The organism is Rhodanobacter glycinis (assembly GCF_006438785.1).
Lineage (GTDB): Bacteria > Pseudomonadota > Gammaproteobacteria > Xanthomonadales > Rhodanobacteraceae > Rhodanobacter > Rhodanobacter glycinis_A.
In genome coordinates this window covers 188,996-206,540 of record NZ_RCZB01000002.1, presented here as the reverse complement: position 1 = coordinate 206,540, position 17,545 = coordinate 188,996, and the positions used below count along the sequence as shown (strand labels likewise).

Sequence of the window (17,545 nt, the reverse complement as noted above, 5' to 3'; positions counted from 1 at the left end):
TGTTGTGCGATTACCGAACAAACGGATTCGAGGTATACGCGTGGCGAATGAACGCGACAGCGTCCTGCACAGCTGGTGCATGCAGTCGACATGGCAGGCGCCGACCGTGGTCGGCGGCAGCGGTGCATACCTCGAACTCGAGGATGGCCGGCGCATCCTCGACATGAGCAGCCTGGCCGAATGCAGCAACCTCGGCCACCAGCACCCGGCCGTGGTCGAGGCGATCCGCCGGCAGGCACAGCAGCTGTGCTTCGTCACCTCGGCGTGGGGCGCGCAGCCACGCGCGGAACTGGCCGAGACGCTGCTGGAGAAGGCCGGCTTCGACGGCGGGCGGGTGTTCTTCACCCTCGCCGGCGCGGATGCCAACGAGAACGCGGTCAAGTTCGCGCGCCAGGCCAGTGGCAAGCCGCGCGGGCATATCGTCACGCGCGATCGCTCCTACCACGGTGCCAGCTACGCCTGCATGGCGCTGTCCGGCGATGCGCGCACCCGCTCCCAGGTCGATCCGGAACCGTTCGGCGTGCTGCATGTACCACCGCCGGATACTTATCGCTGCCCGTTCGGCAGCGAGGACGCGCAAGCCTGCGGCGAGCACGCGGTCGCGGCAGTGGCGGAGACGATCGATCAGCACGGCGCGGCGACGATCGCCGCGGTATTGATGGAACCCAACGCCGGCACCAACGGCATCGTGGCGCCGGACAACTACTGGCCCGGCTTGCGTGAAGCGACCCGCGCGCGCGATGTCTATCTGATTGCCGATGAAGTGATGAGCGGCTTCGGCCGCTGCGGCGAATGGTTTGCGTGGCAGCGCCACGGCGCCGCCGGCAAGCCCGACCTGATGACGCTGGCGAAGGGCCTGACCGGCGCGCACCTGCCGCTCGGCGCGGTGGTGATGTCGGCGCAGATCGCTGCGCGCCTGCAACATCAGATGCTCTACACCGGCCTGACCTACTGCGGCCATCCGCTGTCCTGCGCGGCCGGGCTGGCGGCGCTGCGTGCGTACCAGGACGAAGGCCTGATCGCCCGCTCGCGCATCCTGGGCGGATGGATGCGCGCCGAGTTGCACAGCCTGCAGTCGCGCCATGCGGTGATCGGCGATGTACGCGGCGGCCACGGTCTGTTCGCGGTGGTCGAACTGGTCGCCGACCGCGTCACCCGCGAGCCGCTGGCACCATGGCCGCGGACGCCACCCGCATTGAACGCACTGGTCGACGCGGCGATGGCCGAAGGCGTGTCGTTCGCCTGCCGCGGCAACCTGTTGCTGCTGGCGCCGCCGCTGGTGATCGAAAGCCATGCGCTGGCCGATGCGCTGACGCTGCTCGACCGCCTGCTGGCGCGCTTCTTCCCTGCTGTTGCCTGAGGATTCGTCGATGAGTTTCCGCCTTACCTACGCCACCATGTACAACCCGCCGGACGCCATGCACGAACGCTTCGAGGCGGCGCTGGCGCATGTCGAGGCCGGGCTCGGCGCGCATCACCGGCTGTTCATCGACGGCGCCGACCGGGACTCGGCGCGACACGTCGCGCGCTACAGCCCGATCGACCACGAATTGCGGCTGGGCGAGTTCGCGCTGGCCGACACCGCCGATGTCGAGGCCGCGATGAGCGCCGCGCGGGCGGCCTATCCGGGTTGGCACGCGACGCCGGTGGCCGAACGCGCACGCCTGTTGCATCGCGTTGGCGAGATCATCGAGGAACGCGTCTACGAGATCGCCGCCGCGATGGTGCTGGAGGTCGGCAAGAACCGCATGGAGGCGCTGGGCGAGGTGCAGGAGACGGTGGATTTCTTCCACCACTACGCCGACGATTTCGAGCGCCACGCCGGCTACACGCACGTGCTGCCGGACGATCCGATCGCCGGCTTCGCCTCGCACAACGCCAGCGTGATGCGGCCCCATGGCGTGTGGGTGGTGATCGCGCCGTTCAACTTCCCGCTGGCACTGGCCGGTGGCCCGGTGGCGGCGGCGCTGGTCACCGGCAACACCGTGGTGCTCAAGGGCGCCAGCGACACGCCGTGGGCCGGCCGCATGCTTGCCGATTGCGTGCGCGACGCGGGATTGCCGCCTGGCGTGTTCAACTACCTGTCCGGCGCCGGACGCGATATCGGCGAGGCGCTGGTGCAGCACCCGCTCACCGCCGGCATCACCTTCACCGGCTCGGTGCCGGTGGGCCGGCAACTGATGCAGCAGATGGCCGGCGGTGCGTATCCGCGACCGTGCATCGCCGAGATGGGCGGCAAGAATCCATGCATCGTCACCGAGCACGCCGATCTTGATCGCGCCGCCGCGGGCATCGTGCGTTCCGCCTACGGCATGGGTGGACAGAAGTGCTCGGCGCTGTCGCGACTGTACGTGCATGAGCGCGTCGCCGATGCGCTGATCGGACGCCTGCAGGCGCAGATCGCCGCGATCCGCATCGGCGATCCGCGCCGGCGCGAGAACTGGCTGGGGCCGGTCGTCAACGCCACGGCCTACGACAACTACCAGCGTCATGCGGAGGCACTGCGCGTCGCTGGCGCCAGCATGCTTTGCGGCGGCGCGAGGCTCGGGCTGGGTAGCGCAGGCAGGACGGCGCTCGCGCGTGGCTACTACGTCGACCCGCTGCTGGCCGAGCTGTCGCTGGAGCATCCGCTGTGGCAGCACGAGATGTTCCTGCCGATCCTCACCGTGCACCGCTACCGCGAACGCGACGAGGCGATGCGGCTGGCGAACGACTCGGTGATGGGCCTGACCGCGGGCTTCTTCGGCGGCGCCGACGAGGTGAGCTGGTTCCACGATCACATCGAGGCCGGCGTGACCTACGCCAACCGTCCGCAGGGCGCGACCACCGGCGCGTGGCCCGGCTATCAGCCATTCGGCGGCTGGAAGGGTTCGGGTTCCACCGGCAAGGCAATCGCCTCGTTCTATTACCTCGCGCAATACCTGCGCGAGCAGTCGCGCACGGTGGTGGAGTGAGCATGCTCCTGCCGCTCGCCGACGCGATCGAACGCTTCGTCACCGATGGCGCCAGCGTCGCGCTGGAAGGCTTCACCCATCTCATTCCGTTCGCGGCCGGGCATGAGATCATCCGTCAGCGGCGGCGCGAGCTGCACCTGATCCGGATGACGCCGGACATCATCTATGACCAGATGATCGGCATGGGCTGCGCACGCAAGCTCACGTTCTCCTGGGGCGGCAACCCCGGCGTCGGCTCGCTGCACCGGCTGCGCGACGCGGTGGAACACCAGTGGCCGCGCCCGCTCGAACTCGACGAGCACAGCCACGCCGGCATGGCCGCCGCATTCTGCGCAGGTGCGGCGCGGCTGCCGTTCGGCGCGCTGCGCGGCTACCTGGGCACCGACCTGCCCGCGCACAACCCGAACATCCGCCGCGTGGCATGCCCGTTCACCGGCGAGATGCTGGCAGCGGTGCCCGCGCTGAATCCGGACGTGACCATCCTGCACGCGCAGCGCGCCGATCGCGCCGGCAACGTCGCCATCCACGGCATCGTCGGCGCCGCGCGTGAAGCTGCACTGGCAGCGAAGACATTGATCGTGACCGTCGAGGAAATTGTCGACACGCTGCCGCCGGCGATGAACGCCATCATGCTGCCGCACTGGGTGGTCAGTGCCGTGGTGGAATGCCGCGGCGGCGCGTATCCGTCCTACGCGCAGGGTTGCTACGCGCGTGACAACGCGTTCTACCGGCAGTGGGATTCGCTCGCGCGCGAGCGGACGGACTTTCTCGCCTGGATGGATGAACACGTGCTCGGCAACACCGACCACCACGCGTTCCTCACGGGTCTGCAACAGGATGTTGCATGAGCACCTGTACGCGCGACGAGTGGATGACGGTCGCCGCGGCGCGGTTGCTGCACGACCACAGCGTCTGCTTCGTCGGCATCGGCCTGCCCAGCGCGGCCTGCAACCTGGCGCGGCTCACGCATGCGCCGGAGATTGTGCTGATTTACGAATCCGGCACCATCGGCACGCGCCCGGACGTGCTGCCGCTGTCGATCGGCGACAGCGAACTGGCCGAGACCGCAGCCTGCGTGGTGACGCTGCCGGAGATCTTCAGCTGCTACCTGCAGGCCGGGCGCGTCGACATCGGCTTCCTCGGTGCGGCCCAGATCGACCGCCATGGCAACCTCAACAGCACCGTGATCGGTCCCTATGACGCGCCGCAGACGCGCCTGCCCGGCGCCGGCGGCGCACCGGAAATCGCCCTGCACGCGCGGCAGGTATTCGTGATGCTCAAGGCGTCCAGACGCAGCTTCGTCGAACGCCTCGACTTCCGCACCAGCGCCGGCTACCTCGATGGCCATGGCGCGCGTGCACGCAGCGGCGCTCCCGGCGGCGGCCCGCGCGCGGTGATCACCGACTTCGGCATGCTCACGCCGCACCCGCAAAGCGAGGAGCTGCAGCTCACTGCACTGTTCGCCGACGCCAGCGTCGACGAGGCCCGCGCCGCGGTCGGCTGGCCACTGCTGGTCGCCGACCGCATCGACACGATCGCCCCGCCCAGCGCGCACGAACACGCCACCTTGCGCGCGCTCAACACCCGCACCCGCGAGGCGCATGCGCGCCCCGTACGCATCCCTCTGTGAACCGGAAGACTGCCGCCATGCCGAGCCCCGCCCACATCAAGACTGCCCTGCCTGGCCCGAAGGCCCGGGCGATGATCGCGCGCGATGCCGAGGTGATCTCGCCCTCGTACCCGCGCGACTACCCGTTCGTGATGTCGCACGGCCGCGGCACCGAGGTATGGGATGTCGACGGCAACCGCTTCCTCGACTTCGCTGCCGGCATCGCGGTATGCGCCACCGGCCATGCGCACCCGCAGGTGGTCGCCGCGGTGAAGGCGGCGGCGGATGATTTCCTGCACATCTCCAGCGACTACTGGCACGAGCAGATGGTGAGCCTCGGCGAGCGTCTGGCGCGGATCGCACCGATGCAGACACTGGCCGGCGAACCGGCGATGAGTTTCCTGTGCCAGTCCGGCACGGAGGCGGTGGAAGGCGCACTGAAACTGGCGCGCTACGTCACCGGGCGGCCACGCTTCATCGGCTTCCTCGGCGGTTTTCACGGCCGCACGATGGGCTCGCTGTCGTTCACCTCAAGCAAGTACACGCAGCAGCTCGGCTTCGCGCCGCCCATGTCGGGCGTCACCCACGTGCCGTATCCGAATCCGTACCGGCCGCTGTTCGCCGGCGCCGACCAGGGCCGGGCCGTGCTCGACTACATCCGCATGCTGTTCGAACGCAACGTGCCGCCGTCCGAAGTGGCGGCGATCCTGGTCGAGCCGATCCAGGGCGAGGGCGGCTACGTGGTACCGCCGGAGGGTTTCCTCGCCGGCCTGCGCGCACTGTGCGACCAGCACGGCATCCTGCTGATCTTCGACGAGGTGCAGTCGGGCATCGGCCGCACCGGCAAGATGTTCGCCTGCGAGCACTGGGGCGTGGCGCCGGACATCGTCACCTCGGCGAAGGGGCTGGGTTCGGGCCTGCCGATCGGCGCAGTGGTGGCGAGGAAGTCGCTGATGTCGCAGTGGAAACGCGGCGCGCACGGCAACACCTACGGCGGCAATCCGATCGCCTGCGCCGCGGCCAATGCCACGATCGATCTGGTCGCCGGCGGCTACGCCGACAACGCCGGGAAGGTGGGCGCGCATTTCATGGCGTGCCTGCACGAGCTGGCGCGCGACTATCCGTGCATCGGCGAGGTGCGCGGCCGCGGCCTGATGATCGGCATGGAGCTGGTCGAGACCGATGCCGGGCACACGCCGGCGCGCGCGCTGTGCGACAAGGTGGTCACCCGCGCCTTCCACAACGGCCTCCTGCTGCTTTCATGCGGCACCAGCACGGTGCGCTTCATGCCGCCGTTGAGCGTGAGTACCGACGAGATCGACGAGGCGATGACGCTGCTGCGCAGCAGCCTCGATCAAGCACTGACGGGGAGCTGAGCCATGCCGCGCCAGCTGATCGTCCTGTTCACCCTCTTGTTGTGCGCGGGTGCAGTGCAGGCCGCGCGCGAGCCCGTGCTGAAGCAGGTCGACCTGCCGCACAGCTACTACTGGCGCGAGCTGTATCTGCCGCAGCTGACCACCGGGCCGTCGTCGGCAAGCTTTCTGCCCGACAGCGCCACGCTGGTCTACAGCATGGCCGGCTCGCTGTGGCGCCAGCGCATCGACGGCGACACGGCCACCGAACTCACCCACGCCGCACGTGCCTACGACTACCAGCCCGACGTGGCGCGCGACGGCCGCAGCGTGGTGTTCGCCCGCTACGACGGCAACGCGATCGAGCTGTGGCGGCTGGATCTGGCCAGCGGCCGCGAGCAGGCGCTGACCACGGACGGCGCGGTCAACGTGGAGCCACGACTGTCGCCGGACGGTCGGCAGATCGCCTGGGTCTCGACGCAAGGCAGCGGCCACTTCAACCTGTTCGTCGCCGACCTCGACGCCGGCGGCCTCCATCACGTGCGGCTGCTGCTCGGCGAGCGCAAGAGCAAGCTCGACCGCTACTACTATTCCGCGTTCGACCATGCGATCAACCCGTCGTGGTCGCCGGACGGCAAGACGCTCTACTACGTCAGCAATCCGGAGATCGGCTGGGGTACCGGTGACATCTGGTCGGTGCCGGTGGCCGATCCGGCGCAGCGCCGCAAGGTGCTCAGCGAGGAAACCAGCTGGAGCGCGCGCCCCGAACTCGCGCCGGACGGCAAGCGCCTGCTCTACGCCAGCTACCACGGCCGCCAGTGGCAGCAGCTGTGGCTGACCACGCCCGACGGCGCCGCGCCGCTGCCGCTGAGCTTCGGCGAGTTCGACCGTCGCAACGCGCGCTGGTCGCCCGACGGCAGCCGCATCGCCTATATCGACAACCGCGACGGCAACACCGCGCTGCGCGTGGTCGAGGCGCTCGGCGGCGCCACCCGCACGGTCGCGCCGACGCATCGCCAGCCCCGCTTCGCGCAGGCGCATCTCGTGCTGGACATCGTCGACGAGCACGGCGAACGCACGCCGGCACGCGTGGCCGTGCTTGCCAGCGACGGTCGCGCCCATGCGCCGGACGATGCCTGGATGTACGGCGACGACGGCTTCGACCGCACGTTGCAGGCCACCGAGACGCACTACTTCCACTGCACGTCGCCGTGCGCTATGGACGTGCCCGCGGGACCGGTGACGGTGTGGGTGCAACACGGTTTCGCCTATGCGCCGTGGCGAAAGAGCATCGCCGCGGTGGCGGGCCAGGACACGCCGATCAGGGTTGCGCTGCAGCCACAGCGACTGCCCGCTGCGTTCGGCGATTTCATCAGCGCCGACCTGCACATTCACATGAACTACGGTGGCCACTACCGCAACACGCCGACGCACCTCGCCACACAGGCGCGCGCGGAAGACCTCGACCTGGCCTACGACCTGGTCGTCAACAAGGAGGAACGCGTGCCCGACATCGCCGCGTTCCGCACCGACCCCGATCCGGCCAGCACGTCGCGCACGCTGGTGCTGCATGCCCAGGAATACCACACCAGTTTCTGGGGCCACCTGGGTCTGCTCAACCTCGGCGACCACTATCTGACGCCGGGCTTCGCCGCCTACCGGCACACCGCGCTGGCCAGCCCGTATCCGCACAATGGCGTGATCGCCGACCTCGCGCATGCGCAGGGCGGCGTGGTCGGCTACGTGCACCCGTTCGATACCCTGCCCGATCCCGCGCACGATGCGGTGCTCAGCAACGAATTGCCCGCGGACGTCATCGAAGGCAAGGTCGACTACATCGAGGTGATGGGCTTCTCCGATCACAAGGCCACGGCCACGGTGTGGTACCGGTTGCTCAATCTCGGCTTCCACCTGCCCACCGGCGCGGGTACCGATGCGATGGCCAACTACGCCTCGCTGCGCGGCCCGGTCGGGCTCAACCGCGTGTTCCTCGACACCGACGGCAAGCGCGATGGCGCCGCGGCGATGGCCGCGCTGAAGGCCGGTCACGGCTTCGCCAGCAACGGCCCCTTGCTCGGGCTGCTGCTGGACGACGCGAAGCCCGGCGACACGCTCGCCGCAACCGGTCGACACCGCTACCGCGTGTCGCTGCGCTCGCCGGTGGCGGTCGACCACCTGGAACTGGTGCAGAACGGCAAGGTGGTCGAGACATTCACACTCGGCGGCAACCATCAACGATTCGACGGCGCCGGCGAGATCGACCTGGCCGCGGGCTGGGTGCTGCTGCGCGCCTGGAACGACAGCGCCGATCCGCAGGTGCTGGACCTGTATCCCTACGCCACCACCAATCCGGTGTGGCTGAGCGACAAGCTGCTGGCACCGAGCGCGCGGGACGATGCGGCCTGGTTCGCCGCCTGGCTCACGCGGGTGATCGAAGCGGCTTCCGCCCGCGACGACTACAACACCGCCGCGGAAAAACGCGCCACGCTCGACTACCTCGGCCGCGCGCGCAACGCCTACTTGGCGTTGGCCGCCGGCGCGCAGCCGTCCAGACCAATGACGCGAGGTGGCCGATGAAGCGAACCCTGAGCCTGGGCCTGCTGGCGCTGCTGGCTGCAGGGTCCGCGCTGGCGCAGGCGGACGACGCGCGCTTCAGCGCCGCCGACCTCGGCCGCCTGGCCGACGTCAGCGAGCCGGCGCTGTCGAGGGACGGCGTGTTCGTGGCCTATACCGTGACCACGGCCAACCCCGATCGCGATCAGCCGCAGTCGGACCTGTGGCGCGTGCGCTACGACGGCGGCGAACGCACGCAGCTCACGCATACCGCGGACAGCGACGAGTCGCACCCGCAGTGGTCGGCCGACGGCAGGTCCATCGCGTTCCTGTCCGATCGCAAGCACGATGCCGAACAGGCCGACGACGAGACGAAGACCCAGGTCTGGCTGATGCCCGCCGATGGTGGCGAGGCACGCCAGGTCACCGACCTCCCGAGCGGCGTCGAGGATTTTGTGTGGTCACCGGACGGCACGCAGCTCGCCGTGATCGCCTTCGATCCGGAGCAGCCGCCCGGCGCGAAGAAGCCGAAGAATTCGCCACCGATCGTCACCGACCGTTTCCAGTTCAAGGACGACGACAGCGGCTGGCTCGGTCGCCGCCACAAGCACCTGCACATCGTCGACATCGCCAGCGGCAAGGCCACCTTGCTCACACCTGGCGTGCACGATGAGCAGCTGCCGGCGTGGTCGCCCGACGGCAAGTGGATCGCCTATGTCACCAAGCGCGGCGCCGATCCCGATCGCCACCTCAACTACGACATCTACGTGATCGCGCCCCACGCTGGCGCAAGTGAGCGCCAGCTCACCCGCTTCCCCGGTTCCGATCTCGATCCGTACTGGGAGACGCGCCCGGCCTGGTCGCCGGACAGCACGCGCATCGCCTATCTGCAAGGCGGCGAGGACAAGTGGATCTATTACGCGCCGTGGCAGTTGGCGGTGATCGACGTCGCCAGCGGCAATGCCACGCTTCCGGCGCCGATCGACCGCTGCTTGACCAAGGTGCACTGGTCGCCGGACGGCCGCAGCGTCTATGCACTGGTCGAACAGCGCCAGGTCACGCTGCTGTCGCGTATCGACCTGCGCAGCGGCAAGGTCAGCGAGCTCACGCACGGCGATCGTTTCGATGTCGACCTCGACGTCTCGGCGAATGGCCGCATCGTCGTGCTCGGCGGCGACGACACCCATCCCTACGCGCTGGCTGCGGTCGAGCCCGATCGCCTGCGCCCGCTCGGCAATCACAACGCCTGGCTGCGCGACAAGCGCCTGGCTGCGAGCGAGACCCTGCACTTCGTCAACCCGGATGGCACGGCGATCGACGCGCTGCTGGTCAAGCCGCTCGACTACGTGCCGGGCCAGCGCTACCCGACCATCGTGCGCGTCCACGGCGGTCCGGTCTATCAGTTCAGCCACGAATTCATGCCCGACTGGCAGGTCTATGCCGCCCATGGCTACGCGGTGCTGGCGGTGAATCCGCGCGGCAGTTCCGGCCGCGGCTTCGATTTCGCGCGGGCGATCTATGCCGACTGGGGCCACAAGGACATGCAGGACGTGCTCGCCGGCGTCGATCACGTTGTCGCGAAGGGGCTGGCCGATCCCGCACGCCTCGGCATCGGCGGCTGGAGCTACGGCGCGATCCTCACCGACGCGATCATCGCCCGCGACACGCGCTTCAAGGCGGCGATCAGCGGTGCCGGCAGCGGCAACATGTACGGCATGTACGGCGACGACGAATACGCGCGCGAGTACGAGTTGGAGCTGGGCACGCCGTGGGGCAACCGCGAGGCCTGGGACCGCGCGAGCTACCCGTTCCTGCATGCCGACCGCATCACCACGCCGACCCTGTTCCAGTGCGGCGAACGCGACTTCAACGTGCCCTGCATCGGCGCCGAGCAGATGTACCAGGCACTGCGCTCGCTGAAGGTGCCGACCGAGCTGGTGGTCTATCCCGGCCAGCACCACGGCATCACGGTGCCGAGCTACCTGCGTGACCGAATGCAGCGCAACCTGGCCTGGTACGACCGCTTCCTGAAGCCTGCAGGCAGCGGTCCGTGAACCGCACGGCGTCAGTGCGGCGGACGGTAGCGGTTGAAGCGCTTGAGCAGCTTGACCAGCGCCGCATGCGGGATCGCCCTGGCGTAGTGTCCACCGTCGCCCTGCATGTCGCGCGCGGCGATCATCGCATTGACGATCGCTTCCTCGGCCGCCTGCGCCGTCGCCTCAAACAGGCCGTCGAGATGGTCGTTGCCGATGAAGCTGGCCTGTTGCAGCGGCTGGTCGCGCAGCGCGTCGGCATTGGCGGTGGAGAACGCCACGAAGATGTCGCCGGAACCGTTGCCGGCGTAGCTGCCCATCCGCGCCAGGCCCATGCCGGCGCGCTTGGCGATGCGCTTCAGCTGCTGCGGCAGCAGCGGCGCGTCGGTGGCGACCACGATGATGATCGAGCCGGTATCGCCCGCGGCGGGGTTCGACGCGCTGTAGATGCGGTCGTCGCGCAGGTACTGGCCCACCGGCACGCCGGCGATGCGCAGGCTGTCGCGCAGGCCGTAGTTGGCCTGCACCAGCACGCCGATCGTGTAGTCGCGCGCGCCGACGCGCACGCGCCGCGAGGCGGTGCCGATGCCACACTTGAACTCGTGGCAGATCATGCCGGTGCCGCCGCCGACGTTGCCCTCGGCGACCGGCCCGCCCTTCGCCTCGTGCAAGGCCCGCGCGGCATCCTCGGGATGCACGTGGAAGCCGTTGATGTCGTTGAGCTCGCCGTCCCAGGTCTCGGCCACCACCGGCAGCGACCACCAGTAGCCCGACGCGTCGGCGCCGCCCGCGCGCACCCGCTCGGCGATCACCGCGTCGCGCACCACGCCCACGCTGTGCGTGTTGGTCAGCATCACCGGGCCTTCGAGCTGGCCGGATTCCTCCAGCCACGCGGTGCCGGTCATCTCGCCGTTGCCGTTGAGCGCGAACCACGCACCGAACGCCGGCAGTTCGTAGCTGGCGTGCCCGCGCGGCAGGATCGCGGTGACGCCGGTGCGCACCTTGTGGCCGTTGGCGAGATCCTCGATCAGGGTGACCTGGCCGACCGCGACCCCGGCGACGTCGGTGATCGCGTTCAACGGCCCCGGCGTTCCGTCGAACGGTACGCCAAGGTCACGTGCACGCGGCTCGGCGGCAGACGCCAGGCCACACACGACACACAATGCGAGTGCGAGACGGAAGCGGGGCATGGATACTCCGGTAGGCGGCCGTTCGTCGCACCAGTCTATCCCGGGAGTGGAGTCATCCATGCAGCAGCCTGACACGACGATTGAAGATCTCGACCACGCCCGTGCCCTGCCGGCCCGTTACTACTTCGGCGACGCCATGCTGGCGATGGAACAGCGTGCGGTGCTCGCGCGCAGCTGGCAGCTGGTGGCGCACCAGGGCCTGCTGGCCGAGCCGGGCGACCACGTGGTCGAGCAGATCGCCGGCGTGCCGGTGCTGCTGGTGCGCGGCCAGGACGGCACGCTGCGCGCATTCCCGAATGTCTGCCGCCACCGCGCGGGGCCGCTGGCGCTGTGCAACGGCAAGGGCGCCAAGGCACTGCACTGCAAGTACCACGGCTGGACCTACACCCTCGCCGGCCAGCTGCGCAGCGCGCCGGAGATGCAGGACGCCTGCGACTTCAAGGTCGAGGACATCAGCCTGCCGCCGCTGCGCGTGCACGAATGGCAGGGCCTGGTGTTCGTGGCACTGAGCGACGACGTGCCGGCGTTCGGCGAGGTCTACGCCGGCATCGCCGAACGCATCGCGCCGATCGACCTGTTCGCGATGCGCTACCTGCGCCGCGACAGCTATGAGCTCGCGTGCAACTGGAAGGTCTACATCGACAACTTCCTCGAGGGCTACCACCTGCCGCACGTGCATCCGGGCCTGTCCCGCGTGCTCGACTATCGTGCCTACGACACCGAGCTGTTCCCGTGGCATTCGCTGCAGTCCTCGCCGCTGCGCAACAGCGGCGACATCTACGGCGACGGCCAGGCGTTCTACTACTTCATCTACCCCAACGTGATGCTCAACATCATGCCTGGGCGGATGCAGACCAACCGCATCCTGCCGCTCGGGCCTGGCCGCTGCCGGGTCGAGTTCGACTACTACTACGCACAGGACGAGCAGGCGCAGGCGCGCATCGCCGCCGACCGGTCGTTCAGCGACGAGGTGCAGAGCGAGGACATCACGATCTGCGAAGCCGTGCAGAAGGGCCTGGCGTCCGGCTTCTACACCGCCGGGCGGCTGTGCCCGAAGCGCGAAGGTGGCGTCTGGCATTTCCAGAACCTGCTGCGCGCCGCCTATGCCCATGACGCCGGGGAATCCGCATGACCACGAGACTGTACAGCCTGTGCTTCGCGCTCGCGGCGCTCGCAGCTGCGCCGCTCGCCCACGCCCAGGACGCGCAACGAACCGTGGTGCACGCCGGCCACCTGCTCGACGTCGACAGCGGCCGCATGCTCGCCGACCAGGCGGTGACGATCGAGCACGGCCGCGTCGTCGCGGTCGCGCCGTGGACGCCTGCCGCCGCGGGCGCGCGCGTGCTCGACTGGTCGGCCTGGACCGTGGTGCCAGGCCTGATGGACATGCACACCCATCTCGCCGACGAAGGCCAGATGGCCGACCCCGGCGCGCCGCTGAAGAGCAGCGCGGCACGCGACGCCTTCATCGGCGCGAAAAACGCGCGCGACACCGTGCGCGCCGGCTTCACCACCGTGCGCGATGTGGGCGTCTATCGCAGCTTCGCCGATGTCGCCCTGCGCGATGCGATCAACGCCGGCTACGTGCCGGGCCCGCGCATGTTCGTCGCCGGCGCCTACATCACCGTGCCCGGCGGCGGCGGCGAGATCACCGGCCTGCCACAAGGCACCGTGGTGCCGGAAGTATTCCGCCGAGGCGTCTCCAAGGGAGTGGATGACGTGCGCCGACATGTCGACATCGTGCTCGATGGCGGCGCCGACCTGATCAAGGTCATCGCCACCGGCGCGGTGCTCACCGCCGGCACCGAACCGGGGGAATCCGAATACAGCGAAGCCGAGATCCATGCCGCCGTGGCGGAAGCTGCGAAGCGCGGCGCCTTCGTCGCTGCGCACGCACATGGCGCCGAGGGCATCAAGCGCGCGATACGCGCGGGCGTGCGCTCGGTCGAGCACGCCTCGCTGATCGACGACGAAGGCATCGCGCTGGCGAAACAGCATGGCACCTGGCTGGTGATGGACATCTACAACGGCGACTACATCGACAGCGTCGGCCGCACGGCGGGCTGGTCGCCGGAAATCCTGCGCAAGAACATCGAGACCACCGACGCGCAGCGCGAGGGTTTCCGCAAGGCGGTCAAGGCCGGCGTGCATCTGGCGTTCGGCACCGATGCCGGCGTTTACCCGTACGGCGACGATGCGCGCCAGTTCGCCTACATGGTGCGCTACGGGATGACTCCGCTGCAGGCGATTCGTTCGGCCACCATCGACGCCGCGCGCCTGCTCGGCAAGGAACGCGAGCTCGGCTCGATCGCGCCCGGCAAGGCCGCCGACCTGGTCGCGGTAGCTTGCGATCCGCTGCACGACATCGAATGCCTGCGCCAGGTGCGCGGCGTGATCAAGGCCGGCCAGCCGGTTTCCCTCGACTGAACACCAACGAGTGCTGACATGAGCGACGGCAACAAGATCGGCTTCTGGACCTGTACCGCGCTGGTTGTGGGCAATGTCATCGGCATGGGCATCTTCCTGCTGCCGGCGTCGCTGGCGCCGTTCGGGTTCAATGCGCTGATCGGCTGGACCATCGTCCTGCTCGGCTGCCTGGTGCTGGCCCGCGTGTTCTCGCATCTCGCGCATGCATTGCCGGACGCGGATGGACCGTACGGCTATATCCGCAGCACGCTCGGCGAGCTGCCGGCGTACATGGCGCTGTGGGCGTACTGGGTGTCGCTGTGGCTCACCAATGCCGCGCTGGCGACCGGCGTGGTCGGCTACATCACCGTGGTGTTCCCGATGCTGGGCGCGATCCAGCCGGCGCTGTTCGCCCTGCTGCTGCTGTGGTCGATGGTGATCGTCAACCTGTTCGGCGTGCGCACCGGCGGCCGGGTGCAGATCGTGACCACCGCGCTGAAGCTGTTGCCGATGCTGGCGATCGCGCTGCTCGGCGGCTGGGTGCTGCTCACCTCGCCGGCGAGCTACGTCGCGCATCCGCCGACCACGCCGATCACCCTGGGCGACGTGATGGCGGCCTCGACCATCGCGCTGTTCGCGATGCTCGGCATCGAATCGGCCAGCGTGCCGGCGGCGCGGGTCGACAACCCGGGGCGCACGATTCCACGCGCCACGATGACCGGCACCGTGCTGACCGCGATCGTCTACATCATCGTCTCGGCCGTGCCCCTGCTGCTGATCCGGCAACAGGAACTGGCCAATGCGAGCGCGCCGTTCGCGCTACTGATGGAGCGCTTCGGCGCCGCAGGCTCCGGCCGCTGGCTGGCGCTGTTCGTGGTGATCAGCGGACTCGGTGCACTCAACGGCTGGACCTTGCTGGTCGGCGAGCTGACCCGCACGATGGCCAGCAATGGCGTGCTGCCGGCAGTGCTTGCGCGCAACAACCGTCATGGCGCGCCGGTGGTGGCGCTGCTGGTCACCGGCCTGCTGGGCTCGGCGATGATCTGGATGAGCTACAGCAAGTCGCTGGTATCGGCCTTCACCTTCCTCACCCGGGTGGTGACCGCGGCCAACCTGCCGCTTTATTTCTGCTGCGCACTGGCCCTGGCGGTGCTGTGGCGGCGCGGCGCCGCCAGCTGCACGGCGCGCAAGGTGCTGCTGGTTGCCATCGCGGGGGCGGTCTTCGTGGTCTTCGCCTTCATCGGCATCGGCCGCGAGCCGTTCCTGTTCGCGCTGGGCCTGGGCGCGGCGGGCCTGCCGCTGTATGCGTTCATGCGCCTGCGGCGCAAGCCGGCGCCACCCGTCAAGGCCATCACCGAATGAGAGATCCACGCTACGACATCCTGTTCACTCCGATACAAATCGGCCCGGTGACGGCGAAGAACCGCTTCTTCCAGGTGCCGCACTGCAACGGCATGGGCCACGCGATGCCGCTGGCGCATGCGGCAATGCGCGAGATCAAGGCCGAGGGCGGCTGGGCGGTGGTCTCCACCGAGGAATGCGAGATCCATCCCAGCGGCGACCTCACGCCTTACGTGGAGGCGCGGCTGTGGGACGACCGCGACATCCCCGCGCTGGCGCTGATGTGCGACAAGGTGCACGCGCACGGCGTGCTGGCCGCGCTGGAGCTTTCGCACAACGGCCCCACCGCGTCGAACCTGTATTCGCGCGAGGTGCTGCTGGCGCCCTCGCATCAGCCATCGAAGTACGGCTATCCCTCGCAGGCGCGCGCGATGACCCTGCACGACATCCGTGAGTACCGCCGCTGGCATCGCGAGGCGGCGATCCGCGGCAAGCGCGCGGGCATGGACATCATCTACGTCTACGCCGCACACGACCTGTCGCTGGCGATGCACTTCCTGCAGCGCCGGCGCAACCAGCGCAGCGACGAGTACGGCGGCTCGCTGGAGAACCGCGTGCGCCTGCTGCGCGAAGTCCTGCAGGACACGAAGGATGCCGTCGGCGACACCTGCGCGGTGGCGCTGCGCTTCGCCACCGAGGAACTGCTCGGCCCCGGCGGCGTGGAGCTGGCCGAGGCGAAGGAGATCGTCGGCATGCTGGCCGAGCTGCCCGACCTGTGGGACGTGAACCTTGCCGCCTGGTACAACGATTCGGTGCCCTCGCGCTTCGCCAGCGAGGGCGCGCAGGAACCGTTCATCGACTTCGTCAAGCAGACCACCAGCAAGCCGGTGGTCGGCGTGGGCCGCTTCACCTCGCCCGACACCATGGTGTCGCAGCTCAAGCGCGGCGTGCTGGACATGATCGGTTGCGCGCGCCCGTCGATCGCCGACCCGTTCCTGCCGCGCAAGATCGAGGAAGGCCGCATCGATGACATCCGCGAATGCATCGGCTGCAACATCTGCGTCTCAGGCGACATGACCATCTCGCCGATCCGCTGCACGCAGAACCCGACCATGGGCGAGGAGTGGCGCAAGGGCTGGCACCCGGAACGCATCGCGCCGAAGCGCTCGGCCAGCCGCGTGCTGGTGGTCGGTGCCGGCCCGGCCGGGCTGGAGGCTGCGCGTGCGCTCGGCCAGCGCGGCTACGAAGTGAGCCTGGCCGAAGGACGCAAGGAGCTCGGCGGCCGCGTCACCCGCGAGGCGCGCCTGCCCGGCCTGGCCGAATGGGCGCGCGTGCGCGACTGGCGCGTCGGCCAGATCGACAAGCTTGCGAATATAGCCGTCTATCTCGATTCAGCCTTGACCGCGCAGGACGTGCTCGACTTCGGCGCGGAACACGTGGTGCTGGCCACCGGCTGCCACTGGCGCCGCGACGGCTACGGCCGCAGCAACGGCTTTGCCATTGCCGGCTTCGCCGACGGCGCGCGGGTCTATACGCCCGACGACCTGATGGACGGCCGCCTGCCGGAAGGCCGCGTGGTGGTCTTCGACGACGACGGCTTCTACTACGCCAGCGTCGCGGCCGAGATGCTGCGCGCGCGCGGCTGCGACGTGACCTACATGACCCCCGACGACAGCATCGCCCCGTGGAGCCTGAACACGCTGGACTACCGGCATATCCGCAAGCGCATGGCCAAGCTCGGGATCGAGCCGGTGGTGTCGCACAACATCATCGGCTTCGACGGTTCGACGCTGACCCTGGAAGACGTCTGGAGCGGTCGGCGCCGCGAACTCGCGTGCGACGCGCTGGTCACCGTCACCGCGCGCGTGCCCGACGATGCGTTGCATCAGGAGCTGCGGCAACGCGAAGCGGCATGGAGCGAGGCCGGCATCCGCTCGCTGCGCTGCATCGGCGATGCCGAGGCGCCGGGGCTGATCGCCCACGCGGTCTACGCCGGCCACCGCTACGCACGTGAACTGGAGGAGCCCGAGTCCGGCGACGTGCCGTTCAAGCGGCATTTCCACACGGCACACGCTACCGACCTGCTGCGCGATCCAGCGGCGTAGGG

The 17,545-nt window shown here is 69.0% G+C and carries 12 protein-coding genes; 11 read left to right on the top strand and 1 reads right to left on the bottom strand.

The window, feature by feature from the left end; all coding sequences use genetic code 11:
- Positions 1 to 40 precede the first annotated feature (40 nt).
- The 7 genes from EAH75_RS09005 to EAH75_RS08975 are packed head-to-tail and all read left to right on the top strand — an operon-like array spanning position 41 to position 10,522.
- Positions 41 to 1,360, top strand: a complete 1,320-nt coding sequence (locus EAH75_RS09005; RefSeq protein WP_140805202.1) for an aspartate aminotransferase family protein — start codon at positions 41 to 43, stop codon at positions 1,358 to 1,360.
- 10 nt (positions 1,361 to 1,370) lie between these two features.
- Positions 1,371 to 2,954 (top strand): aldehyde dehydrogenase family protein, encoded by a 1,584-nt coding sequence (locus EAH75_RS09000; RefSeq protein WP_140648299.1) that lies wholly within the window; start codon positions 1,371 to 1,373, stop codon positions 2,952 to 2,954.
- Between the two features lie 2 nt (positions 2,955 to 2,956).
- The gene (locus EAH75_RS08995; protein WP_140648298.1) at positions 2,957 to 3,802 is read left to right on the top strand and encodes a CoA transferase subunit A; all 846 of its coding nucleotides are present in this window, start codon (positions 2,957 to 2,959) and stop codon (positions 3,800 to 3,802) included.
- Positions 3,799 to 4,584, top strand: a complete 786-nt coding sequence (locus tag EAH75_RS08990) for a CoA-transferase subunit beta (protein WP_140648297.1) — start codon at positions 3,799 to 3,801, stop codon at positions 4,582 to 4,584. The genes EAH75_RS08995 and EAH75_RS08990 overlap by 4 nt, the downstream gene beginning before the upstream one ends.
- 17 nt (positions 4,585 to 4,601) lie before the next feature.
- A complete protein-coding gene (locus EAH75_RS08985; protein WP_140648296.1) occupies positions 4,602 to 5,939 on the top strand; it encodes an acetyl ornithine aminotransferase family protein in 1,338 nt (445 codons plus the stop codon).
- Between the two features lie 3 nt (positions 5,940 to 5,942).
- Positions 5,943 to 8,492: a CehA/McbA family metallohydrolase gene (locus EAH75_RS08980; RefSeq protein ID WP_140805200.1), complete on the top strand. Its 2,550-nt coding sequence runs from the start codon at positions 5,943 to 5,945 to the stop codon at positions 8,490 to 8,492.
- Complete coding sequence (locus EAH75_RS08975; protein ID WP_140805198.1) at positions 8,489 to 10,522, top strand: S9 family peptidase; 2,034 nt, start codon at positions 8,489 to 8,491, stop codon at positions 10,520 to 10,522. The genes EAH75_RS08980 and EAH75_RS08975 overlap by 4 nt, the downstream gene beginning before the upstream one ends.
- An 11-nt stretch (positions 10,523 to 10,533) precedes the next feature.
- Here EAH75_RS08975 and EAH75_RS08970 read toward each other — a convergent pair whose 3' ends face one another.
- A complete protein-coding gene (locus EAH75_RS08970; RefSeq protein ID WP_140648293.1) occupies positions 10,534 to 11,691 on the bottom strand; it encodes a P1 family peptidase in 1,158 nt (385 codons plus the stop codon).
- A gap of 58 nt (positions 11,692 to 11,749) precedes the next feature.
- Between EAH75_RS08970 and EAH75_RS08965 the strand changes: the two genes are divergently transcribed.
- Genes EAH75_RS08965 through EAH75_RS08950 form a run of 4 tightly spaced genes read left to right on the top strand, consistent with a single transcriptional unit; the run spans position 11,750 to position 17,543 of the window.
- On the top strand, positions 11,750 to 12,823 hold the full coding sequence (locus tag EAH75_RS08965) for an aromatic ring-hydroxylating oxygenase subunit alpha (protein ID WP_140648292.1): 1,074 nt from the start codon (positions 11,750 to 11,752) through the stop codon (positions 12,821 to 12,823).
- On the top strand, positions 12,820 to 14,118 hold the full coding sequence (locus tag EAH75_RS08960) for a metal-dependent hydrolase family protein (RefSeq protein ID WP_140805196.1): 1,299 nt from the start codon (positions 12,820 to 12,822) through the stop codon (positions 14,116 to 14,118). The genes EAH75_RS08965 and EAH75_RS08960 overlap by 4 nt, the downstream gene beginning before the upstream one ends.
- 18 nt (positions 14,119 to 14,136) lie before the next feature.
- Complete coding sequence (locus tag EAH75_RS08955; RefSeq protein ID WP_140648290.1) at positions 14,137 to 15,459, top strand: amino acid permease; 1,323 nt, start codon at positions 14,137 to 14,139, stop codon at positions 15,457 to 15,459.
- Positions 15,456 to 17,543 carry an FAD-dependent oxidoreductase gene (locus EAH75_RS08950; RefSeq protein ID WP_140805194.1) on the top strand — a complete coding sequence of 696 codons (2,088 nt, stop codon included), beginning with the start codon at positions 15,456 to 15,458 and terminating at the stop codon, positions 17,541 to 17,543. The genes EAH75_RS08955 and EAH75_RS08950 overlap by 4 nt, the downstream gene beginning before the upstream one ends.
- Positions 17,544 to 17,545: the final 2 nt, after the last annotated feature.